Genomic DNA, 23,397 nt, shown 5'->3' with positions numbered 1-23,397 from the left:
TTCGATGACGTCCCACACCGCACCGCGGACGACGAGAGGGCCGGTCCGGCGCGGCGAACGCGCCCTCGCGCCCGACCTGGCCCGCGGGGTGATGCTGCTGATCATCGCGCTGGCCAACGTGGCCGGCGTCGTGTTCGCCGGCGAACCCGGCCTCGACCCGTCACCCGAGGGCGTCGACCGCGGCCTGACGTTCCTGCTCTACGACCTCGCCCACGCCCGCGGCTACCCGGTGTTCGCGGTGATGTTCGGCTACGGCATCGTCCAGCTCGCCCGCCGCCAGCTCGCCTCCGGCGCCACGCCCGAGCAGGTCCGCGGCGTGCTCGTGCGGCGCAACCTGTGGCTGGTGGCGTTCGGGGTCGTGCACGGCACCCTGCTGTACTACGGCGACTTCCTCGGCGCGTACGGGATCGTCGGGCTGACGATGACGTTGGTGCTGCTGCGCCGGGGCGACAAGTTCCACCGGATCGCGCTGGGCATCTGGGCGTTGGCGACGGTCGAGGTGGTCGGCCTCGGGGTCATCGTGGTCGCGCGGATCTTCGGCGGGTCGAGCGGTTCGGCGTCGTTGCCGGTGGGTCACGTCGACTCCCTCGACGCGACCGACTACCTGACGTCGGTGGTGGACCGGCTCGGCGAGTGGCCGGTGCACACCGCGACGGCCCTGCCGTTCATCCTCATCGCGTGGCTGGGCATGTGGGCTGCCCGCCGCCGCGTCCTGGAGGAGCCCGCCCGCCACCGGACGATGCTGCGGTGGACCGCCGTCGTGGGCGTCGGCCTGTCGGTCCTCGGCGGGCTGCCGGCCGCCCTGGTCGCCGCCGGGTGGCTGGACGTGCCGGCGTCGACCGCCGAGCTGGTGCTGTTGCTGCACGGCGGCAGCGGGATGTTCGCCGGACCCGGGTACGTGGCGGTGTTCGGCCTGGTCGTCGCGCGGATCACCCGTCCAGGGCCGGTCGTGGGCGCGTTGTCGGCGCTGGGGCGGCGGTCGCTGTCGGGTTACCTGGTCCAGTCGGTGGCGTGGCTGGTGCTGTTCGCGCCGTTCACCCTCGCCCTGGACGAGCGTTCACCCCTCCCGACGCTGACCGCGGTGGTCGCCGCGGCCCTGGTGTGGCTGATCACGGTCCTGGTGGCCCGAGCGCTGGGCGACCGGCCGGGCCCGGCCGAGACCGTCCTGCGCCGCTTGACCTACCGGACGTGACGAGCCTGTTGAGCCTGGGGCTGACCGCGGACCAGGAGCGGCTCTACCGCTACCTGCTCCGCAGCCCCGGGTCCGACGCGGATGCCGCCGGCGCGGAACTGCTCATGCCCCACGTGCGGGCGGTGGCGGCCGAGCTGTGGACGATGGGCCTGGTGGACGAGTCGCTGACGGCCGTGGCGCCCGCGATCGCGGTGGACCTGCTCGTCCGGCACCGCCTGGAACGGACCCGGCGGCAGCTGGCCGGGCTGACCCAGGCCTGGGACGTGCTCACCGAGCTGACCGAGGAACACCGCAGCGGCCGGACCGTGCACCGGGTCGAACACCTCCCGGACGGTCCGACCGCGATGCGGCGGGTGGTGGCGATGCTGTCCGACGAGCCCGGCGAACTGGCACGGGTCCGGGACCAACCGCTCGACGGCGGAACGCGGTTCGCCGGCCTGCTGGCGCGCGGGCTGTGCAGCCGGACGTTGGTTTCCGCGGAGGTGCTGGACGACCCGGAGCAGGACCGTTGCGCGCGCAAGTGGCACGTCGTGGGCGACCTGCACCGGGTCACGAGCGAACGGGTCGGGCACCTGGTGCTGGTCAACCGCGCGGTGGCGTTCGTGCGGGCGGATCCCGCCGATGCGCGCGGCGGGGTGCTCCAGATCCGGCAGCACGGGGTGGTGGCGCTGTTGGCCGACGCCTTCGACGGGATGTGGTCACGGGCGCGCGAGCTGGACGACCGGCCGTTGGCCCCGATCGAGCGGAGGGTGCTGACCGCCTTGACCCACCACGACACCGACGAGGCGGCGGCGCGGTCGCTCGCCATCTCGGTGCGCAAGTTCCGGGGGCACGTGGCGGACCTGATGGCCAGGGCCGGCGTGAGCACCCGGTTCCAGGTGGCGCTGGTGGCCAAGCAGCGCGGCTGGCTGTAGCGGTTCCGGCCTCCGTCGTCCCACCGGGCGCCGGCGCTCAGGGGTGGCGCAGCAGGAGGCGGGTCCAGGCGTCGTGGAGGTGGGTGCCGAAGCGGGCCGGGGTCCAGCCTCGGTGGCGGACGTAGAGGAGGTAGTAGTCGGCCGACGCCATGCTCCAGATGATGTCGGCGACCTCGTCGTCGGTCAGGTCCGGGCGCAGGTCGCCCGTGGCGCGCAGGTCGGCGGCGAAGAGGCGCATGTTGGTGGCCCGGCGTTCGGAGAGTTCGCGGTCCAGGGCGGCGCATTCCGGGTCGCGGGCGGCGGCGTCGCGCAGGGCCGCCTGGACCGGGGCCACCCTGGGCGCGATGGAGACCAGGGCCTGCGCGTAGGTCGCCAGCTTCTCGGCGGCGGTGGGGGCGGCGCGGATCGCCTGGACGTAGTCGCGTTCCTCCGCGGGCACGGCCTCGTCGCGGCCCGACAGGGCGGTCTCGAAGACCTCGCGCAGCAGCACGGGCTTGCGGCCCACGGTGGCGTACACGGTGTCCACGGCCACGCCCGAGCGTTGCGCGACCTGCCCGATGGTCGTGGCGGCGTAACCCCGCGTGGTGAACAGCTCGCGCGCGGCTTCGAGGATCGCGTGGCGGGTGGCGGCGGCCTGTTCGGCGCGTTGGGGTGCGTGGTAGCGGCGCTTGGACCCGCTCTTGACTGTGTCGGCCATCGGGCGCAACCTTAACCCATATTCATCCGAATGTGCTTCGGACTAAATCGGGAGGTTGTCGTGGTCCACGCCTTCACCCAGGACGTGCCGATCGGACCCGAGCTCTACCAGCGGATCCTCGACGAACTCGGCCCCGAGCCGCTCGCCGGCTGCCTGCTGCACCTGTGCGTGCGCAAGCCCGACGGCGGCCTGCGCTACATCGACGTGTGGGAGTCGGAGGACGCGTGCGACCGCGCCTTCGCCGACCGCATCCACCCGGCCGTGGACCGCGCCTTCGGCGGCACGCGCCCCGGCCGCGAACCGGAGGTCCACCGCCTCGAAGTCCTCGACGTGCGGGGCTCGGCCGTGCCGGACGCCGTGCGGTGACCCCACCGCGCCGAGCCACCACTCGGCGTCACGCCGACACCGGCTGCTCCGCCAGTAGGAGCCGTTCCACCGCCCGCCGGGGCGTGGGGGCCACGGGCGTGCCGAAGCCGATGCGCAGGACGGCCTGCGGGACGACCCCGCCCAGCGACCGGCGCAGTTCGTCGCGGACCGCCCGCACCTCGATGGCCTGCGACAGGAAGGACGCCGACAGGCCGAGGGTGGTGGCGGTGAGCAGCACGCGTTGCAGCGCCTGCCCGGTCTGCACCTCCGCCAGCGGGCCGTCGTAGTACGAGCACAGCACCACGATCAGCGGGTCGGACTCGTAGTCCTTGCCCGGCCGGCGGTCGGCCGCCTGGAAGTCCCGCAGCGCCCACTCGTCCTGGGGCGCGGGCCGCACGCCGGCCGACGCGGGCGGGACGCCGTCGTCGGTGCGGGCGCCGGTGAAGGCGGCGAGTTCGGCGCGCACCCCGGCGTCGGCCGCCTGCACCCGGTGCGCCCGGGCCACCAGCGACTGGAGCCGCGCGCGTTCCTCGCGGTGGTCCACGACGTGCAGCCACGACCGCTCGCGCTCGGCGGCACGCACCAGGGCCTGCCGGTGCTCGACCGGCACGGGCACGTCCCGGAACGGCTTGCGGTTGGACCGGCGGACCGGGACGGCGGCGACGAGCTGCCGGGTGTCCTCGTCCAGGGGCAGCGCCCCGCCGCGCCGCACCGTCGCCAGCGCGCCGGGCGCCTCGCTGCCGGGCAGCAGGGTCACCAGCGGCCGGATGCCGTGCGCGCGCAGCGCGAGCCGCAGGTTGAACAGGGCCGCCCCGCAGGCCAGGCGCAGTTCGCGGTCGTCGGGGTCGGTGGCGGGCAACCGGCGGTCGAGGTCGGGGTGCAGCTCGATCCGGTCGCCGGCCAGTCGGAACCGCCACGGCTGCGTGTTGTGCACCGAGGGGGCGAGCGAAGCCGTGTGCAGCAGGTCCCGCACGTCCTCACGCGCCAAGCCCAGCGTCTCGGTCACCTCTGCCATCGCACTCACCTCGGAACTCCTGAAAGCCGGTCCCCTCCACTGTCGGCGCACCCCGGGCGGCACCCACACGGTCGAAGGTCCCCGATCGGCGAGGACCCCGGTCCCGCCGGCGGTGGACCTTGCGACCGCTGTCCCGGGCCGGCCGCGTGCCTAGCGTCGGAGGCCGGACGTCTTGAGGAGGACCGTGATGACCACTCCGGTGGTGGTGGGTGTGGACGGGTCGGCGTCGGCGCTGTCGGCGGTGGCGTGGGCGGCCCGGGAGGCGCGGCGGCACCGGGTACCGCTCAAGCTGGTGCACGCGTACCTGGTGCCCACGCGGGGTTACCCGGAGATCGTGCTGACCGGCCACGAGGTGCGGCAGGCGCTGGAGGACCAGGGCCGGCGGTGGCTCGCGGAGGCCGAGGCCGCCGCGCGGGCCGCGGCGGACGTCGAGGTCGAGGTGGCGCTGGAGCACTCCGGCGCGGCCGGGGCGATGGTGTGGGAGTCGGAGCGGGCGCGGCTGGTGGTGCTCGGCTCCCGCGGGCTGGGCGGGTTCACCGGCCTGGTCGTGGGTTCGGTGGCGGTGGCGGTGGCCGCGCACGGCAAGTGCCCGGTGGTCGTCGTGCGCGGCGAGGACCGCGCGGACGGTCCGGTCGTGGTGGGCGTGGACGGGTCGCCGGCCAGTGAGGACGCCGTGGACTTCGCGTTCGAGGCGGCCTCGGCCCGGGGTGTGCCGCTCAAGGCGGTGCACGCGTGGAGCGACTTCCTGGTGGACGGTCCGTACGGCAGCCGGTTCACCGTGGACTGGGCGCAGGTCGAGGCGGCCGAACAGCGGGTGCTGGCGGAGCGGCTCGCGGGCCGGTCGGAGAAGTACCCGGACGTGGAGGTCCAGCGGCTCGTGGTGCGGGACCGCCCGGTGCGTGCTTTGCTGGCCGAGGCGGAGGGCGCGGGCCTGCTCGTGGTGGGCAGCCGGGGCCACGGCGGCTTCACCGGGATGCTGCTCGGCTCGACCAGCCAGGCGCTGGTGCACCACGCGACCTGCCCGCTGGCCGTCGTCCGGCCGATCGACGGGGAGTGAGATGTCGGCGAGCAACCGCTTCGACCTGGTGGACGCCTACTGGCGGGCGGCGAACTACCTGGCCGCCGGGCAGATCTACCTGCTGGACAACCCGTTGCTGCGCGAGCCTCTGACGCCCGCGCACATCAAGCCCCGGCTCCTCGGGCACTGGGGCACCACCCCGGGCCTGAACTTCGTCTACGCCCACCTCAACCGGGTGATCCGGGAGCGGGACCAGGACGTGCTGTTCGTGACCGGTCCCGGGCACGGCGGTCCGGCGCTGCTGGCCAACACGTGGCTGGAGGGCTCGTACGGGGACAACTACCCGGAGGTGCCGCGCGACGAGCACGGGATGCGCACGCTGTTCCGGCAGTTCTCCTTCCCCGGCGGGGTGCCCAGCCACGTCGCGCCGGACGTGCCCGGGTCCATCCACGAGGGCGGTGAACTCGGGTACTCGTTGGCGCACGCGTTCGGCGCGGCGTTCGACAACCCGGACCTGCTGGTGGCGTGCGTGGTCGGGGACGGCGAGGCCGAGACCGGTCCGCTGGCCGCCAGTTGGCACGGCGCGAAGTTCCTGGACCCGGTGCGCGACGGCGCGGTGTTGCCGATCCTGCACCTCAACGGGTACAAGATCGCCAACCCGACTCTGCTGGCCCGCATCCCGCACGACGAGCTGGACGCCCTGCTGCGCGGCTACGGCTACGTCCCGTCCTACGTGGAGGGTGACGACCCGGCGGAGATGCACGCCCGCATGGCCGAGGTGCTCGACGGTGTGTTGGACGACCTGCACCACATCAAGACCTCCCGCGCACGCCCGAAGTGGCCGATGATCGTGCTGCGCAGCCCCAAGGGCTGGACCGGGCCGTCCGAAGTGGACGGCGTGCCGGTCGAGGGCACCTGGCGGTCGCACCAGGTGCCGCTGGCCGGCGTCCGCGACAACCCCGAGCACCTGCGGCTGCTGGAGCAGTGGCTGCGCTCCTACCGGCCCGAGGAGCTGTTCGACGACCAGGGCCGCCCCAGGCCCGAGATCCTCGAACTGGCCCCGCGCGGCGACAAGCGCATGGGCGCGACCCCGCACGCCAACGGCGGCCTGCTGCTGCGCGAACTGCGCCTGCCCGGCGTGCGGCCTTACAGCGTCGAGGTGGCCAAGCACGGCACCACCTCCTCCGAGCCGACCCGGGCGCTGGGCCGGATGCTGCGCGAGGTGTTCACGCTCAACGCCGAGCAGCGCGACTTCCGCCTGTTCGGCCCGGACGAGACCGCGTCCAACCGGCTGGACGCGGTGTTCGAGGCGACCGGCAAGCAGTGGCAGATCGGCACCGAACCCACCGACGAGCACCTGACCGCCGACGGCCGGGTGGTGGAGGTGCTGTCCGAGCACCTGTGCCAGGGGATGCTGGAGGGCTACCTGCTGACCGGGCGGCACGGCCTGTTCAACTGCTACGAGGCCTTCACCCACATCGTCGACTCCATGTTCAACCAGCACGCCAAGTGGCTGGGCACGCACCGGAAGCTGCCGTGGCGGCGGCCGGTGGCGTCGCTGAACTACCTCCTGTCCTCGCACGTGTGGCGGCAGGACCACAACGGCTTCTCCCACCAGGACCCCGGGTTCATCGACCACGTGATGAACAAGAAGGCCGAGGTCGTGCGCGTCTACCTGCCGCCGGACACCAACACCCTGCTGTCCGTGGCCGACCACTGCCTGCGCAGCCGTGACCACGTCAACGTGATCGTCTCGGGCAAGAACCTCACCCCCGACTGGCTGGGTCCCGAGGAGGCGGCACTGCACTGCGCGCGCGGCGCGGGCATCTGGGAGTGGGCGGGCACCGACGACGGCGACCCGGACGTGGTGCTGGCGTGCGCGGGCGACGCGCCGACGATGGAGGTCATGGCGGCCACCGCCCTGCTCCGCGAGCACGTGCCCGACCTGCGGGTCCGGGTGGTGAACGTGGTGGACCTGATGCGCCTGCAACCGGAGACCGAGCACCCGCACGGCATGCCGGACCGCGAGTTCGACGCCTTGTTCACCCCCGACAAGCCGGTGATCTTCGCCTACCACGGCTACCCGTGGCTGATCCACCGCCTGACCTACCGGCGCACCAACCACGACAACATCCACGTGCGCGGCTACAAGGAGGTCGGCACCACCACGACCCCGTTCGACATGCTGGTGCTCAACGACATGGACCGCTACCGGCTGGTCATCGACGTCGTGGACCGCGTCCCCGGCCTGGGCCCGCGCGCGGCGCTGCTGCGCCAGCACATGCAGGACCAGCGCACCCGCCACCACACCTACATCCGCGAACACGGCGAGGACCTGCCCGAGATCCGCGACTGGACCTGGCCGTACTGATGAACGTCCTGGTGGTCAACGCGGGCTCGTCGAGCCTCAAGCTGAGCGTGCTGGGCGAGCACGACGAGCTGCTCGCCCAGCACCACGTCGAGCGGTGGGAGGGCGGTGTCGACCTCCCGGAGGACTTCCCGGAGATCCACGCCGTCGGCCACCGCGTGGTGCACGGCGGCCCCGACCTGACCACCCCGGTCGTGGTGGACGACAAGACCCGCGCCGAGATCGAACGCCTGACCGACCTCGCGCCGCTGCACCAGCCGCGCGCGCTGGCCGGGATCGACGCGGTCACCGCCCTGCTGCCGGACGTGCCGCAGGTGGCGTGCTTCGACACGGCCTTCCACGCCACCCTGCCGCCGGTCGCGGCCACCTACCCGCTGCCGGCCCGGTGGCGGGAGCGGTTCGGCTTGCGGCGCTACGGTTTCCACGGCCTGTCCCACGCCTACGCCGCACGCCGGGCGGTCGAACTGGCCGGCGGCGGGACGCGGGTGGTGACCTGCCACCTGGGCGCGGGCTGCTCGCTGGCGGCGGTGCGCGACGGCCGCTCGGTGGACACCACCATGGGCTTCACCCCGTTGGGCGGCTTGGCGATGGCCACCCGCAGCGGCGACCTGGACCCGGGCCTGCTGGTGTGGCTGCTGGACGGGCGGCTGGGCCTGGACGAGGTCAACGACGGCCTGGAGCACGGGTCCGGCCTGCTCGGCGTGGGCGGTCACGCCGACCTGCGCGACCTGCGCGAAGCCGACGACGAGAACGCCCGCCTGGCCGTCGACCTGTTCGTCCACCGCCTCCGGCAGTCCGTCGCCGCGATGACGGCGTCGCTGGGCGGCCTGGACCTGCTGGTGTTCACCGGGGGCATCGGCGAGCACGACGCGGCCGTGCGCGCGGACACCGTCGCGGGCCTGGGTTTCCTGGGTGTGGAGCTGGACGGTGAGCGCAACGCCGAGCGGGAGGGCGACGAGCGGATCAGCACGGGACGCTCCGACGCGGACGTCTGGGTGGTGGAGGCCCGGGAGGACGTCGAGGTCGCGCACGGCGCCCGCCAGGTGCTGGGCTGAGGCCGGTGGCCTTCGGCGCGCGCGGTGCGTCGAAGGCCACGGTGGTCAGGTGCGGACCCGGCGGACCAGCACCCCGCCCGCGACCAGCGCGAGCACGCCGAGAAGGGCGAGCAGACCGACGCCGGCTCCGGTGGCCGCCAGTTCTTCACGCGGCGCGGCCCCGCCACCGGCACCCGGAGGCGCGGGGACGGGCTCGACGTAGACGAAGTGCGGCATCGGCACCGGACCGTCCTCGCCCGCGCGGACGACGAGCACCGGGGCGGACAGCAGCCGCCACGGCCCGCCGACACCGAACTCGTAGGTGCCGGCCGGCACGTCCCGGAAGGTGAAGGTGCCGTTCGCCTCGGTCACCGCCCGCGCGACCACCGCGCCGGTGGCCTGGTCGCGCAGGAACACCTCGACGCCGGGCACCGCGTCGCTCCGGGGCCACCCGCTGAGCGGCTTGTCCTTCGGCCGGCCCAGGTACCCCACGACCCGAGGCGCGATCCCGCCGGGCACCTGGGTGTCGGTTGTCGGCACAGCAGAAGTCGGCTCGGTGGTCGTCGGCTGAGGGGTCGTCGGCTGAGGGGTGGTCGGCTCGGTGGTCGTCGGCACGGCGGTGGTGGTCGACGCGGTCGACGTCGGTTCGGCGAGCGCCGGGCCGGCGGTGGCGGTGGCGCACAGCCCGATGGACAGCGCGAGTGCGGCGACGGACTCGGGTAGTCGGGACATGGGTTCCTCCTCGTGGCAGCGGTGCGTGTTGGGAGGACGTGTGCTTTGCCGTCGGGTTGGCCGCGTGACAGGCTTTTCGCCATGACCGGATCCGAGGAGTCCCGCGACCTGCTGGGCGGGTTGCGCCTGGACGAGCTCCTGGACGGAGTGCGCGAGCGGCTGACCGAGATCGCCTCCACCAGGGACAAGATGCAGCGACTCCTGGACGCCGTCCTGGCGGTGGGCTCCGGTCTGGAGCTGGACTCGACGTTGCAGCGGATCGTGCAGGCGGCGACCGAGCTGGTCGGCGCCCGCTACGGCGCGTTGGGCGTCCTCGGGCCGCGCGAAGGCCTGTCGGAGTTCGTCTACGTCGGGATCGACCCGGAGACCCGGTCGCGGATGGGGCACCTGCCGCAGGGCAAGGGTCTGCTCGGCCTGCTGATCAAGGACCCGCGGGCGATCCGGCTGCACGACCTGTCGCAGCACGCCGCATCCGTGGGCTTCCCGGCCAACCACCCGCCGATGCACAGCTTCCTGGGCGTACCCGTGCGGGTCCGGGACGAGGTGTTCGGCAACCTCTACATGACCGAGAAGGTCGACAGCGCGGACTTCACCGCCGACGACGAGGTGGTGCTGTCGGCGTTGGCGGCTGCGGCAGGTGTGGCGATCGAGAACGCCCGGTTGTTCGAGCGGTCGCGGATGCGGGAGCGGTGGTTGGAGGCCACGGCCGAGGTCAACGGCGAGCTGCTGGGCGGTGCGTCACCCGAGGACGCGCTGTCCCTGATCACCCAGCGGACGCGGGAGTTGTCGGCGGCGGCGCTGTCGGTGGTGCTGCTGGTGGAGGACGGCGGGCTGCGGATCGCCGCCGGCGCGGGTACCGGGGTCGGGGATCTCGTCGGCGGTGAGTTGCCGGTGCAGGGCTCCTTCGCCGGGGACGTGGTGTCCTCGGCGTCCCCGCTGCTGGTCGAGGACCTGGAAGGGCAGCTGTGGGGCCGGGCCGTGGACGTCGGTCCCGGGGTCGCCGTGCCGCTGCGGACCGGGTCGTCGGTGACGGGTGTCCTGCTCGTGGCGCGGGAGAAGGGCGGGGCGCCGTTCGGCGCGGACCAGGTGCCGTTGTTGGCCTCGTTCGCCGACCAGGCGACGGTGGCGCTGGAGTTCGCGGAGAACCAGCGCGCGCGGCGGTTGGTGGACGTGCTGGAGGACCGCGACCGGATCGCGCGCGACCTGCACGACCACGTGATCCAGCGGCTGTTCGCCACCGGGATGAGCCTGCAGGGCGCGGCGGCGTCCATCCACGAGCCCCGCATCCGCGAGCGGGTGGAGAGGGCGGTCAAGCAGCTCGACGAGACCGTGCTGGAGATCCGCACCTCGATCTTCGACCTCCAGACCTCCGACGACGCCCCGGGCCTGCGCCGCCGCCTGCTCGACCTGGTCTCCGGGCTCACCGACGACGCCCCGCTCACCTCGACCGTGCGGATGACCGGCACCGTGGACAACTCCGTGCCCGACGACCTGGCCGAGGACGTCGAGGCGGTCGTGCGGGAAGCGGTCAGCAACGCCGTCCGCCACGCCCGCGCCACCACGCTCACCGTCACCGTCGAGGCGGCCGAGCAGCTGACGATCACCGTCCTGGACGACGGCGTCGGCATCCCCGACCGGATCGCCCGCAGCGGCCTGCGCAACCTCGAACACCGCGCCACCCGCCGGGGCGGCACGTCGTCGGCGGTCCCCGTCCCGGGCGGCGGCACCCGCCTGACCTGGCAAGTCCCGCTCTGAGCCGATGGCAGGGGAGTGCTCGGCAGTTCCGGCTCCGACCCCCGGACGCTCTCAGCGGTAGCGGACCGGGGTCGTCCACCGCTCGTCGGCGTGCCGCGCCCAGTAGCTCTCCCGCAGCCGCCGGGTGCGCGGACCGGGCAGCCCGGAACCCACCGGGCGGCCGTTGACCTCCGTCACCGGCATGACACCCCCGGCGGTCGAGGTGACCAGCACCTCCTCGGCGCGCAGCAACGCCTCCTCGGACAGGTGACCCTCCTCCACCCGGTCGTCGGCGAGCAGCTCGAGGACGGTCTGCCGGGTGATCCCCCGCAGCACACCGCTGCCGGGCGTGAGCCACCGGTCGTCCACGTACGCGAAGACGTTGTACCCCGCCCCTTCGGTGATGCCGCCGGCCATGTCCCGCAGCACCACCAGCTCCGCGCCGTGGTCGTACGCCTCGAACTGCGCCATCTGGATGTCGAGCCAGTGGTAGTTCTTCACCGCCGGGTCGACGCTCTCCGGGGCGATCCTCGGCCGCGAGCTGATCCACAGCGACACGCCCCGCTCCTGCCGCTCCGGGGTGGCGATCCAGACGAACGGGACGGCGTAGGCGTAGAAGCCGTTGCGCGTGGTGCGGAGGTCGCGGCTGCCCGGGACCGTCTGGCGGCCCCGCGTGCAGGTCATGGACACGTACGCGTCCCGCAGCCCCGCACGGCTCACGCACTCGTGCAGCACGTCCTCGATCCGCCGCCGGTCCAGCCCCGGGTCCAGCCGCAGCGCCTTCATGCTCGCCTCGAACCGGTCGAGGTGGTCGTCGAGCCGGAAGAACCTGCCCTGCCACACGTGCACCACGTCGTACGTGCTGTCGCCCTTGGTGACGGCCAAGTCGAGCACGGGGATGCGCGCCTCTTCCACCGGGCAGAACCGCCCGTCGACGAACGCGACACCCGACGAGTCGGTCATGGTCGTCCCCTCACCGCGACAACAGCGTCAAGACCAGGAAGAAGGTGACCACCGCCCCGATCCCCACCGCGATGAGGGCGACGGCGCGGTCGTTCGGGCCCCTGGGCTTCCCGAGTGCTTTCAACCCCAGGATCAGGCCCAGCGGGGCGCACCAGCACAGGACGGCGCAGACCAGCGCCACGATCGACAACGCCGAGACCGACCTGTCCGGCGGCTGCCACGGTGGAGGTCCCCACCGGGGTGGCGGCGGCTGCCACCGCGGTGGCGGTGGCTGGTCCCAGTACGGCGGCGGCTCGTCCCAGTGCGACGGCGCCGGCTCGTCCCAGTGCGACGCGGTGGGTGGTTCCCGGTACGGCGGGTCGTCCCACGCGGTCGGGCCGGCCCCGCTGACGACTTCCTCGCTGTCCCACAGGGTTTCCGGCGGGTCGGCCGCGGACTCCTCCTCGTCCCACGCGCTGGGCGGCGGGTCGGCCGGCTGCGCGCGGGACGCGTCGTACTCCGCCCGCCGCCGCGGGTCCAGCAGCACGTCCTTGGCCACGTGCAGCAGCTTGGTCTCGTACTCGCTGCCGCCGGGCCGGTCGGGGTGCACGAGCTGGACCTGCTTGCGGTGCGCGGCGACGATCTCGGCGCGCGTGGCCGTCGACGGCACGCCGAGCAGCGCGTAGGGGTCGTGCCCGTCGAGGTCGCGCAGGGACGGACCGGTCACCGGGGGTTCCCCGTCACCTCGGCTCGCCAGCAGGTCAGCTCCCACGAGCGGGGGCCGGTGTCCTCCCGGTAGCCGTGGCCGGTGCCCGCCGCGAAGGTCACGTACCGGCGATTGGCCAGGTAGCACCAGACCCGCAGCGTGCCGCCGCCCATCCCGTGGCCGGACCCGGGCTGGAAGAAGTAGCAGTCGTGCCACAGGTCGGTGTGGTCGTCCAGGAACGGCTCCTGGAGCAGTTGTTGTGCGCGGCCGGGCAGGTGCCCCAGGAAGCCGGTCATGCTCGGGCCCAGCCGCCGGGACAGCGCGGAGGTCGGCGCGCTGGGCGGGCTGCCCGGCCCGACCGCGCGGGCGGCGGGGGCGGCGGCGCGGGGCGGCGGCGCACCGGTGACCGTCGCGCGGCGGAAGGTCGCGCCGTCCAGCCGCAGCGCCCGGATCTCGTGCGCGGGCTTGCCGGCGGCGTTGATCGTCGGCTCCACGGTCACGAACGCCTCCGTGCCCAGCACGACGGCCGAGTTGCGCCCGCTGTGGTTGGTGGCCCACCACTCCACGACCTGGCCGATCTTCGCGTTGACCCGCTCCTGGATCTTCGGCCCGAGCTGCTCCCAGACCTCTTCCCGCGTGCCGACCGACTCGGTGAAGTTCAGCCGACCGGCCGAGTGCACCTCGCCGGCACCGGTCCCACCGGCGGACCGGGCCGGCAGCCGCGGACCGGGCCGCGCCGGGGTCCCGGCGCGATCGGAGCGCATGGGTAAGCGGTCGTCCACCACCGGGGTCCTCCAACGCCTTTGCCGTGATCGGCGGCCAATCGTAGTCGGCACGCCACATCCGACCCTGACGGACCGCTGGAGGACGTGGTGGACGACCGCTCCCGGGACGTCAGCTCAGAACTGGAGGCTCCACGCGTCGATGTAGCCGACGTCCTGGGCCGCCACGTCCTGCACGCGCAGGTTCCACGTGCCGTTCGCGGTCTCGGTGGAGGCGTCCACCGTGTAGGTGGCCAGGACGTTGTCCGCCGAGTCGCTGCCCGAGGAGCCCTTCAGCCGGTACACCGAGCCGTCCGGGGCGACCAGGTCGATCACCAGGTCACCGCGGTAGGTGTGCTTGATGTCCACGTTGACCTTCAGCGCCGCCGGGGCGTTGCCGGTCTGGCCGGACACGGTGACCGGGCTGGTCACCGCGGGCCCGACGTCCGGGATGTCCACGTTGTTGGTGTTCTCGAACTTCGCGCCGCCGGGCGGGGTGCCGCCGGTCTGCTGGTTGATCCACGCCAGGTTCGCCGCGATGCCCGTGTAGAGGGTCGTGGTGGCGCACTCGCCGTTGTTGTCGCCCGGACCGTGCGTCTCGCCGACCAGCGTCCAGTTGCCGCGCGTGCCGACCAGGGCCGGGCCGCCGGAGTCGCCGTGGCACGCCGAGTGCGTGCGGTCGCCGGAGACGCAGATGTCGGTGGACGTGCCGCCGCCGGCGTAGCAGCGGCTGGAGTCCAGGATGGTGAGGTCGATCTCCTGGAGGGTGCTGGGCTGCGAGCAGGACGGCCAGCTGGTGCAGCCGTACCCGATCAGCCGCACCGGGGTGCCGGCCGCCGGGTTGGCCGAGGCCATCCTGACCGGGGTCAGGGTGGACGCCTGGGACAGGTGCATCAGGGTCAGGTCGGTGCCCGCCCGGTCCACGCGGCGGTCGATCGAGCGGACCTCGCCGCCCGAGGACCGGTAGATCGACCCGATGCGGGCCGAGGACGCGCTGCCGCAGTGTGTCGCCGTGACGATCCACTGCGGCGCCACCAGGCTGCCGCCGCACCCGTTGCTCATGGCGGCGTGGAAGGAGTAGGTCTCGGTGGCGTCGTGGCCGCCGATGATCTGGACGTTGACCGGCGGGTCGTCGTCCGGCGCGGCGACGGCGTCGTGGCCCGCGCCGAACACCAGGCCCAGGGTCAGGGCCGCGTACGCGACGCGGTGGTACCAGGTTGTCATGGGTGTGCCTCTCCGGCCTGCGCGGCAGGGGGCGCGCGGGATCAGGGCAGGGCCGCGCGGCGGACGGGTCGCGCAGGGACCCGTCCGCACTCGCACCTTGGCGGGTGGGAAGCCCGGTCGGTCATACTGATTGGGCATCCAAATCCGTGATGGCGGTGATCAGCTCACGGAGATGTCGTCGGCGTGGACGGGGGACTGGCCGTACCAGCCGTGCACGTACACCGTCACCGTGCCGGACGCGCCGGTGGTGAACGGGACGGACAACTGCTTCCAGTCCGCCGAGGACGTCCACGCGCTCGCCGTCGCACCACCGCTGACGCCCACGAACGCGTAGCTGCCGCGCACCCACGCCTTGAGCGTGTAGACCTTGTTCGGCGCGAGGGTCACCGTCTGGGCGACCTGCCCGTTAAACTGCGCGGTCGGCGTGACCTGGACGGCGTGCGTGCCGGCGTGCACAGGGGAGGACACGACCGCGCCACCGGTCCACGGGGCCAGGGCGCCGGTCTCGAAGTCGCCGTTGACCACCGCGCCGGTCGGCGGCGTGCCGTTGACCTTGACCGCGAACGTGGCGCTGTGGGTCGCGTCGGTGCCGGTGCCCGTGACGGTGAACTGGTAGTTGCCGGGCACGGCGTTCGCGGCGGCGGTGACGGTCAGCGTGGCCGAGCCGCCGGCGGTGACGCTGGCCGGTGACACGGAGGCGGTGAGCCCGCCCTGCGCCGGTCCTGCGGTCAGCGCGACGGTCTGGGCCGCGCCGGAGGTGACGGCGGTGGCGACGGTCGCGGTGGTGGTGGCGCCCGGGTCGACCGAGGCCGACGCGGGGGTGAGGGTGAGCGAGAAGTCGTTGACCGGGTTGGGGTTGCCGCTGGTGAAGGGCGCGAAGATGTGCGTGAAGTCCCAGGTGTTCTGCGCGATGCCCGAGCAGTTGTCCGCCGCCGCGCCGCCGGGGCAGCCGCCGTTGTCGCGTTGGAGCGCCCAGAACGACAGCGTGTTGATGCCCTTGGAGCGCGCCCAGTCCAGCACGGTGCGGGCGTCGGCGAGCTGGAAGGTCTCGGCGGGGCCGAAGTCGTCCACGCCGATCATCTCGGTGACGCCGACCATCGCCCACAGCTGCGCCTGCGTCTTGCCCGGGTACAGGGCGGCGAGCTGGTTGACCAGGCCCTGGGCGGCGGTCTTGGTGTCCTCGGCCATCTGGTGGGGCTGGTTGTCGTAGTAGTCGAAGGTCATCAGGTTGACGACGTCGATCTGCGCGCCGTTGGTCTTGGCGTTGCGCAGCACCGCGAGGCCGCTGTCGGCCAGGCCGCGGGTGGTGGTGGGCAGGGTGTAGGAGAACTGGACCTTGCGGCCGTTGGCGGCGGCCCAGTCCTGGGTGAGCTTGATGGCCTTGTTGCGGCGGTCGATGCCGGCGGCGTTGTCCAGGGACTCGACCTCGATGTCCAGGTCCAGCCGGGAGACGTCGTAGGTGGTGATCACGCTCTGGAAGGCCGCGGCGATCTTGTTGACGTCGGTGCAGCTGTCGGCGATCTCAGTGCCGGTGTGGTCGGCCGTGTAGCCGCCGAAGGACGGGATGGCGTCGCCGCCGTTGCTGCGCAGGGCCGCGATGTCCGCGCCGAAGGTGCTCTGCGCGACCGGCATGCCGGGGTCGCCGTTCCACAGCACCGTGCACGAGCCCTTGGTCGCGGTCTGGAGGAAGGCGAAGGTCAGGTACTTGGCGCCGGACTGGCGGGCGAGCGTGGCGGGGCTCTCCCCGGTCCACGCCTCGAAGTAGGGCGCGAAGACGTGCTCGGGCAGCGGTGTCGGGGCGGCGTCGGCGGGTGCGACCACGCCGAGGGCGACGGCGAGAGCCGCCAGCGGGGCGAGGAGTCTGGACGGACGCATGTGCGCTCCAGGGGCAGGGGAGTGGACCCGGGGGTCCGTCGGGTGGCGGCCCGGCCTCCACAATTGGACTAGACCACAGTCGCTGTCAACCCGGGCGCCCGCAGGTGTCCGCTACGTCCTTTCCCGACCGGCGAGAACACCACGCCGACCACGCGCAGTGCCATGGTGACACTTTCGCGTGGAAGATCATCTTTCGAGTCCTTTGAGGACACTCGGTGCGCCAGGATGGGCCTGCCCGCCCTCCCGTCCCGAAAGCAGGTGCCATGCCCGCCACGACGCCCGTCCACCTCGTCGGCTCGCTGCCCCGGCCGCTGTGCGACGACCCGGCCACCGCGATGGACTGGTTCCTCGGGCACCGCGGCGACGCCGAGCTGACCGCCCTGCCGTGCGACCGCGACCCCCGGTGGATCATCGACTGGCTGGACCGGCTGGTCGAGGTGCCCGCGCTGGAGCAGGTCCGGGCCGGGGACAGCGGGTGCTACGAGACCATGCCGTACTACCGGCTGCGCCCCGGCCACCGGCTCCAGCCCGGCGACGTGGCGTCCGGCCTGCCGGCACGGGTGGCCGCCGCGTTCTCCGCGTGGGAGGCCCGAGGCGGGTGCCCGCCGCTGCGGGTGCAGGTCGGGGTGCCCAACGCGCTGGACCTGGCGCTGTTCGCGTTCGGCTCGGCGGAGGCGGCCCAGGAGCACCTGCCGGTGTTCCAGGCGGCGGTGGTCGGCGAGGTCGCCGAGATCGCCGCGAGGTGGGGTGACCGCGTGCAGTTCCAGCTGGAGACGCCCGTGGTGCTGGTCTCGTACCACCTGACCGGGCGCGAGGGGTGGCCGGCGCTGACCGGCCGGTTGGTGGGTCAGGTGGCGGAGGTGCTGGCCGCGGTGCCGCAGGGGCGTTGGGTGCTGCACCTGTGCTACGGCGACCTCGGGCACCGACCGGTCTTCGCGCCCACGGACCTGGACGCGGCGGTGACGTTCCTCAACGCACTGGCCGACCACCAGCAGAGCCACCGCCTGCCGATGCCGACCGTCCACCTGCCGGTGACCACCGGCGACGCCGCCCCACCGACCGATCCGGCGTTCTTCGCGGCGCTGGGCGGGCTGCGGCACGGGGTGGAGGTGATCGCCGGCGTGGTGGCCGAGGCCCACCCGCAGGAGAGCCGGGCGGCACTGGACCTGCTGGAGGACGCCCTCGGTCGTCCGGTCGCGGGAGTGGCCGCCGCCTGCGGCTACGGCCGACGCACCCCTGACGCGGCAGCCGCCAACCTGGCCCTGGCCGCCACCCTCGCCCGCACCCACGACCACCGCTGACACCCGCGCGACCACCGCCAACACCCGCACAAACCCCGCCCGCCGCCCGCCCGCCTTGCCGCCCGCCCGCCGCCCGCCCGCCTTGCCGCCTGCCCGCCGCCTGCCCGCCGCCTGCCCGCCTTGCCGCTCGCCGCCGCCCGCCCGCCCGCCTTGCCGCCCGCCCACCGCCTGACCCGCGCCCGCCTTCCTGCCGCCCGCCTTCCTGCCGCCTGTCTCCTTGATGCCGCGCTCGCCCGCTCTCGGGTATCCGGTGGCGCGTCGGCCGGCGTTTCGGCTGGCCGGGTCGGGGCGGACGGGTGATGCTGGACGGGATGGCAACCCAGCGGGATCCGAGTCGTTCGGCGCTGGCCGACCTGGTCGCCCGTCAACGTGACGAGATCGACCGGCTCCGGGCCGCCGCGCGGCGGCAGGCCGTGGTCGAGCAGGCCAAGGGGGTGCTCGCCGAGCGGTTGGGGTGTCGGCCGGACGAGGCGTTCGAGGACATGGTGCGCCTGTCCCAGGCCAGCGGGAACGACCTCGTCCTCATCGCCGCCAGCGTGCTCGGTGTCCCGCCGCCACCGCCGGGGGAGCGGCTGGCCGGTGAAGGGCTGTTCGACCCCACCCGGTACGTCCGCCAGGCCGCGGTCCCGGAGGGGCGCGCGCCGCGACCGGTGGCGCTCGCGGCGGTCGGGACGGCGGCGGACGCCGAGGAGTTGGCCGAGCTGGTGTGCGAGCACGCCGGGTGCGACGGGGTGCTCGTCTACCTGCTCGAACCGGACGGCGGGCTGCGGCTGGAGGCCGCGGCCAACGTGCCGGCCCGGGTGCGGCTGGAGTGGGACCGGGTGCCCACACAGCTCGAGACCGGTGTGCTCGCCGCGGTGCGCAGCGGGCTGCCGCGGTGGCTGCCCGACCTGGACGCGGCACGTCGGCAGCACGCCCTGATCGGCGACCCCGAGACGGTGTGGCGCTCGCGGGCCTGGCTGCCCTTCCGCGACCAGACCCGCACGGCCGGCGTGATCGGGCTGCTGTGGACCGACCGGCACGAGTTCCCGCCCGGCGAGCAGTGGGACCTGGAGCTGCTGGTCCGCGCGGCCGGCTCCACCCTGCTGTCCCTGCTCAGCACCGGCGGCGCGCCGCACAGCCGCAACTGGACGCTGTGGGCCCAGCACCTGCTGGACGTGCTGCCCGGTTCGGTGGCCCTGCTCGGCGCGGTGCACTCCGCCACCGGCGAGGTCGTGGACTTCCGGTTCGAGGCCGCGAGCCCGGACGCCGTGGACTTCTCCGGCCGCCGCTACCGGCAGCTCGTCGGGCGCAGCATCCTCAGCAGCTACCCGACCGTCGAGGGCACCGAGCTGTGGGCGGCCTACCACCGGGTGCTGCGCACCGGGGTCCGGGAGGTCCTGCACGAGTTCCAGTACGAGGAGAACAGCCCCGGCCTGCCGCGCCACGGCCGGTACACCCTCACCATCGGCAAGTTCGGCGACGGCCTGATCCTCGCCTGGCACGAGCACGAGGACCCGTTGCAGTTGGAGCGGCTGCGCAGCGTCCAGCGGCTGGGCAACATCGGCTGGGGCGAGTGGAACCTGGTCACCGACGAGATCACCTGGTCCGACCAGCTCTACGTGATCTTCGACCGCGACCCGGCGCTGGGCCCGATGTCGCTGGACGAGATCCGCGCCTCCGTCGTCCCCGAGGACCTCCCGATCCTGCAGAACGCCGTGCGCCGGATGCTGGAGCGCGGCGAGCGCACCGACTCCGAACTGCGCCTGCACGCCGGCGACCAGATCCGCTTCGGCCGGTTCATCGGCGAACCCGTCCTCGACGTCGAGGGCCGCCCGGTCCGGCTCGACGTGGTGCTCCAGGACATCACCGCGACCCGACGGGCCGAGCAGCGGATGTTCGACCTGGGCGAGCAGTTCGCCCGCGAGCACCAGGTGGCCGACCACCTGCGCGCGGCCGTGCTGCCCGTGCCCAGCGCACCCCTGCGCCTGCCCGGCCTGAAGGTCGCCGTCCGCTACCTGGCCGCCGAGCAGTGGGCGGAGGTCGGCGGCGACTGGTACCACGCCTTCCCCCTCGGTGACGGCAGCACCCTGCTGGCGATCGGCGACGTGGCGGGCCACGGCCTGGGCACCGCCGCCGCGATGGCCAAACTCCGGTACGCCCTCACCGGCGCCGCCCTGACCACCCCCGACCCGGCCGGCATCCTGACGGTCCTGAACCGCATGCTGACCGAGAACGAGGAGGTCACCCTGGCGACGGCGATCGTCGGCCGCTTCACCCCGGCGACCGGCCTCCTGACCTGGGCCCAGGCCGGCCACCCGCCGCCCCTCCTGGTCCGCTCCCACGAGGTCACCGCCCTGGACCGCCCCGCCGGTCCCGTCCTGGGCGGCATCCCCACGGCCACCTACGCCACCACCCACACCGCCCTGCACCCCGGCGACACCGTCCTGGTGTACACCGACGGCCTCATCGAACGCCGCCCGTCGGGAACCGACCACGAGGACGACGGAGACGACCTGGACCACCTCCTGTCCGAGATCAGGAGGTTCGTCGCCGACCTCGACCCGGCCGAGATGCCGGAGGCCCTGACCTCACGCCTGGTCCCCGCCTCACCGCTGGACGACACCTGCATGCTGGCCGCCCTCGTCACCCGCTGACGCGTCCCAGGCGCAACGCGGACCTCGTGGTCGCCGACCCCGCTTCGACCATTGGGGATGTCTCCTACAAGACATCCGGTTGACCCGGCACGCGATGGGCCGCTCTCATGGGCCACGGTCCCCCGCGAGGGGCGGTCGTCGCGCGTTGTCCGGCGAACCGCCGGAGGCGCCTCGTGAGCCGTTCGGTTGTCCGCTGGTCAACGAAAGGGCTCACGTCATGCGACAACACCTCCGACCGCGCCGCCGGCGTGCCACGCCGCTGCTCGCGGTCGCCGCGGTGCTGCTCGGCACCGTCAACAGCACGCACCCGGCGGCGGCGGATCCGCAACTCCCACAGACCGCCTCGACACCCCGGGTCGACGGCGTCACCGCGGGCGCCGCCGCGATCGGGTCGGTCGACCTGGCCGGGACGTGGAGCTTCACCCCGGCGGGCCGGGCCACGACGACGATCACCGTGCCCGGCGGCGGCTGGTACAAGCAGGGCTTCACCGATGTCAACGAGGCCGTGTACTCGCGCACCGTGACCGTGCCCGACTCCGGTCAGCCGCAGTCGGCGTGGATCGAGTTCGGCGCGGTCAACCACCAGGCGACGCTGTCGGTGGACGGGCGGCTGGTCGCCACCAAGACCACGGCCTTCACCCCGTCGACCTTCGACATCACCGCCTTCGCCGCCCCCGGCACCACGCACACGATCAGCGTGGCGGTGAAGGGGCGCGGCGCGTTGCGGAACAGCGCGGGCAAGTACCTGGTGCCGGTGGCCGCCGACTGGTCGGAGTCCGTGCCGCAGGGCATCTTCCGCTCGGCGTTCCTGCGGACCTACCCGGCGGTGCACGTCAGCGACGCGTTCGTCCGCACGTCGGTGGCGAACCAGTCCCTCACCTACGACGTGTCCGTGACGAACTCCTCCGACACCGCCCGCTCGGTGACCCTCACCGGGTCGCTCGCCTCGGACAGCGGCGGCTCGTTCGCCTACCCGGCCTTACCCAGCCGCACGGTCAGCGTGCCTGCCCGCTCCACGACGAAGGTGACGGTCGGCCCGATCGCGTGGACCCTCGGCACCGCCTCCTACTGGTGGCCGAACGTGCCCTACCGCCAGGGCTACCGCGCCCAGCTGCACCGGCTGTCCGTGCAGGCGACCACCGACGACGGGCGCACCAGCGAGGCCGCCTACCGGTTCGGGTTCCGCGAGAGCCGGCAGAACGGCGAGTACTTCGAGCTCAACGGCGTGCGCGTGAACTACCGCGGCGACAACCTCCAGGGCGCCGACTACGACCGGATCGACCACGGCGGCAAGGGTGACGCCTACGACACGTACCCGGGCTTCCTCCCGCCGTCGCCGGGCAACCCCGGCTGGCCCCAGGCCGTCGACAACTACCAGCGGCTCAACTTCAACGTCGTGCGCATCCACCAGGAACCGGCCAGCCCGTACATGCTGGACGTGGCCGACGAGCTGGGCCTGATGATCATCGACGAGAGCGGGGTGCGCGGCTCCGCGCAGGACTTCGTCGGCGGGCACGACAACATGGTCGAGCACGTCCGCGCGTTGACCCTGCGGGACCGCAACCACCCGTCGGTCGTGCGCTGGAGCCAGGCCAACGAACCGACGTTCGGCAACGACTCCGAGCAGCTCGAGCAGGACCTGTACGCGGCGGTGAACGGCGCGGACGGCACCCGCCCGATCAGCATCGACGCCGCTCCGGGTGCCGACTCGCCCAGCCGGTACCCGAACATGAACTACCCGAACTTCGCCGTGTTCGCGCACTACCTCGACGGCACGGGCCAGTACGGGGAGCGGGTGCAGACCGTGACCGGTCGGCCCGATGGCGAGGGCGAGTACATCTGGCCGAAGTGCAACACCAGGCAGGGTTTCGAGTGGTTCGCCACGGCGACGGCGGCCAAGCGGGGCAAGGGTGCCAACGACCTGCGGCCCTACACGCTGCTGTCGGCGTGGGCGAGTGTCATCCCGGGGGTGCGGTCCACGGACTTCACGCCCGAGGAGGGCGGCCGGCCGCTGTACGGGGTGGACAACCTGGCCGACCCGTGGAGCAACCCGCAGTTCCAGCGGATCCAAGCCGCGTTCAACCCGGTCGCCGCGATCGACCTGCCCTACTGGTCGGCCTCGGGCGTCTCGGACGCCAACGGCACTTTCCCGCTACCCCAGTCCGTGCCTTCCTACGCCGCGGGCTCCACGGTGAGCCGGACCGTCACCATCTTCAACGACGACCTGGCCGGCACCGCCGTGGACTTCGCCTGGAGCGCCCGGCTCGACAGCCCGACCGGCGCGGTGATCGCCTCCGGCGGCACGACCCTGTCGATCCCGCAGGCGTCCCGGGTGACCCAGCCGGTGACGTTCACCGCCCCGGCCTCCGGCTCGCGCGTGTACCTCGTCCTGTCGACCGGCAAGGCGGGCACGACGACGTTCACCGACTCGGTGGAGTACTTCACGCTGGGCGGCTCGAACACCGGCCCCGCGCCGGGCACGTACCGGATCGTCAACCGCAACAGCGGCAAGCCGCTGGCCATCGCCGGGAACTCCACGGCCGATGGCGCCAAGGCGGTCCAACAGACCGGGAACGCGACCTGGACCATCAGCACCGCACAAAGCGCGTACACCCTGCGCTACACCACGAGCGGGAAACTGTTGGACGTCAACGCCTCCTCCGCCACCGTGGGCCTGCAGTTGCAGCAGTGGTCGGCCAACGGCGGCACCAACCAGCAGTGGTACCTGCGCCCCACCGGTGACGGGTACTACACGATCGTCAGCCAGAGCAGCGGCCTGCTGGCCGACGTGTACGCAGCGTCGACCAGCGACGGCGCGCAGGTCGTCCAGTGGACCGCCAACAGCGGCCTCAACCAGCAATGGCAACTGATCCCGGGGTGAG

Annotated in this window: 18 protein-coding genes; 10 read left to right on the top strand and 8 right to left on the bottom strand. The window is 73.2% G+C overall.

The genetic code is table 11. The annotated features are described in order from the left end of the window. The first annotated feature begins 4 nt into the window (after positions 1-4). Both DFJ66_RS05010 and DFJ66_RS05005 read left to right on the top strand, forming a co-directional pair. A complete protein-coding gene (locus tag DFJ66_RS05010) occupies positions 5-1,192 on the top strand; it encodes a DUF418 domain-containing protein (protein WP_121218388.1) in 1,188 nt (395 codons plus the stop codon). After that, on the top strand, positions 1,189-2,106 hold the full coding sequence (locus DFJ66_RS05005; protein ID WP_121218386.1) for a hypothetical protein: 918 nt from the start codon (positions 1,189-1,191) through the stop codon (positions 2,104-2,106). The genes DFJ66_RS05010 and DFJ66_RS05005 overlap by 4 nt, the downstream gene beginning before the upstream one ends. A 37-nt stretch (positions 2,107-2,143) precedes the next feature. On the opposite strand, the gene DFJ66_RS05000 is transcribed toward DFJ66_RS05005, so the two are convergent. Further along, entirely contained in the window at positions 2,144-2,803 is a 660-nt protein-coding gene (locus DFJ66_RS05000; RefSeq protein WP_121218384.1) for a TetR/AcrR family transcriptional regulator, read from the bottom strand. 60 nt (positions 2,804-2,863) lie between these two features. Here DFJ66_RS05000 and DFJ66_RS04995 point away from each other — a divergent pair, with 60 nt between their 5' ends. Then, a complete protein-coding gene (locus tag DFJ66_RS04995; RefSeq protein ID WP_121218382.1) occupies positions 2,864-3,169 on the top strand; it encodes a hypothetical protein in 306 nt (101 codons plus the stop codon). 28 nt (positions 3,170-3,197) lie between these two features. Here the strand turns inward: DFJ66_RS04995 and DFJ66_RS04990 are convergent, their stop codons facing one another. Then, complete coding sequence (locus DFJ66_RS04990) at positions 3,198-4,184, bottom strand: Acg family FMN-binding oxidoreductase (RefSeq protein WP_121218380.1); 987 nt, start codon at positions 4,182-4,184, stop codon at positions 3,198-3,200. A gap of 187 nt (positions 4,185-4,371) precedes the next feature. On the opposite strand from DFJ66_RS04990, the gene DFJ66_RS04985 reads away from it, so the two are divergent. From DFJ66_RS04985 to DFJ66_RS04975, 3 genes are read left to right on the top strand one after another with little or no spacing between them, the layout of a single operon-like run. Further along, positions 4,372-5,241 carry a universal stress protein gene (locus DFJ66_RS04985; protein ID WP_121218378.1) on the top strand — a complete coding sequence of 290 codons (870 nt, stop codon included), beginning with the start codon at positions 4,372-4,374 and terminating at the stop codon, positions 5,239-5,241. Between the two features lies 1 nt (position 5,242). Next, positions 5,243-7,573, top strand: coding sequence for a phosphoketolase family protein (locus DFJ66_RS04980; RefSeq protein WP_121218376.1), 2,331 nt, complete (start codon positions 5,243-5,245; stop codon positions 7,571-7,573). Further along, positions 7,573-8,625 carry an acetate/propionate family kinase gene (locus DFJ66_RS04975; protein WP_121218374.1) on the top strand — a complete coding sequence of 351 codons (1,053 nt, stop codon included), beginning with the start codon at positions 7,573-7,575 and terminating at the stop codon, positions 8,623-8,625. The genes DFJ66_RS04980 and DFJ66_RS04975 overlap by 1 nt, the downstream gene beginning before the upstream one ends. Positions 8,626-8,670: 45 nt before the next feature. On the opposite strand, the gene DFJ66_RS43305 is transcribed toward DFJ66_RS04975, so the two are convergent. Then, on the bottom strand, positions 8,671-9,336 hold the full coding sequence (locus DFJ66_RS43305) for a carboxypeptidase-like regulatory domain-containing protein (protein ID WP_121218372.1): 666 nt from the start codon (positions 9,334-9,336) through the stop codon (positions 8,671-8,673). An 81-nt stretch (positions 9,337-9,417) separates the two neighbouring features. Between DFJ66_RS43305 and DFJ66_RS04965 the strand changes: the two genes are divergently transcribed. Then, positions 9,418-11,091, top strand: coding sequence for a sensor histidine kinase (locus DFJ66_RS04965; RefSeq protein ID WP_121218370.1), 1,674 nt, complete (start codon positions 9,418-9,420; stop codon positions 11,089-11,091). A gap of 51 nt (positions 11,092-11,142) precedes the next feature. Here the strand turns inward: DFJ66_RS04965 and DFJ66_RS04960 are convergent, their stop codons facing one another. From DFJ66_RS04960 to DFJ66_RS04945, 5 genes are all read right to left on the bottom strand, one after another. Then, the gene (locus DFJ66_RS04960) at positions 11,143-12,033 is read right to left on the bottom strand and encodes an aminotransferase class IV (RefSeq protein ID WP_121218368.1); all 891 of its coding nucleotides are present in this window, start codon (positions 12,031-12,033) and stop codon (positions 11,143-11,145) included. A gap of 10 nt (positions 12,034-12,043) precedes the next feature. Continuing rightward, on the bottom strand, positions 12,044-12,739 hold the full coding sequence (locus DFJ66_RS42475) for a DnaJ domain-containing protein (protein WP_170199145.1): 696 nt from the start codon (positions 12,737-12,739) through the stop codon (positions 12,044-12,046). Further along, a complete protein-coding gene (locus tag DFJ66_RS04955) occupies positions 12,736-13,482 on the bottom strand; it encodes a hypothetical protein (RefSeq protein ID WP_170199144.1) in 747 nt (248 codons plus the stop codon). Before DFJ66_RS04955 ends, DFJ66_RS42475 begins: the two co-directional genes overlap by 4 nt. Positions 13,483-13,617: 135 nt before the next feature. Then, positions 13,618-14,703, bottom strand: coding sequence for a trypsin-like serine protease (locus DFJ66_RS04950; protein WP_211350975.1), 1,086 nt, complete (start codon positions 14,701-14,703; stop codon positions 13,618-13,620). 159 nt (positions 14,704-14,862) lie between these two features. Next, positions 14,863-16,578 carry a glycosyl hydrolase family 18 protein gene (locus tag DFJ66_RS04945; RefSeq protein WP_121218364.1) on the bottom strand — a complete coding sequence of 572 codons (1,716 nt, stop codon included), beginning with the start codon at positions 16,576-16,578 and terminating at the stop codon, positions 14,863-14,865. 263 nt (positions 16,579-16,841) lie between these two features. On the opposite strand from DFJ66_RS04945, the gene DFJ66_RS04940 reads away from it, so the two are divergent. The 3 genes from DFJ66_RS04940 (at position 16,842) to DFJ66_RS04930 (ending at position 23,396) form a co-directional block, all read left to right on the top strand. After that, positions 16,842-17,879: a hypothetical protein gene (locus DFJ66_RS04940; RefSeq protein ID WP_121218362.1), complete on the top strand. Its 1,038-nt coding sequence runs from the start codon at positions 16,842-16,844 to the stop codon at positions 17,877-17,879. 311 nt (positions 17,880-18,190) lie between these two features. After that, positions 18,191-20,515: a SpoIIE family protein phosphatase gene (locus DFJ66_RS44885; RefSeq protein ID WP_170199143.1), complete on the top strand. Its 2,325-nt coding sequence runs from the start codon at positions 18,191-18,193 to the stop codon at positions 20,513-20,515. A 217-nt stretch (positions 20,516-20,732) separates the two neighbouring features. Further along, on the top strand, positions 20,733-23,396 hold the full coding sequence (locus tag DFJ66_RS04930) for an RICIN domain-containing protein (RefSeq protein WP_121218358.1): 2,664 nt from the start codon (positions 20,733-20,735) through the stop codon (positions 23,394-23,396). The last annotated feature ends 1 nt before the right edge of the window (position 23,397 follow it).

It is taken from the genome of Saccharothrix variisporea (assembly GCF_003634995.1).
In the GTDB taxonomy this organism is placed as follows: Bacteria; Actinomycetota; Actinomycetes; order Mycobacteriales; family Pseudonocardiaceae; genus Actinosynnema; species Actinosynnema variisporeum.
The sequence above is the reverse complement of the archived record's forward strand: the minus strand, read 5'-3'. Positions and strand labels throughout refer to the sequence as shown.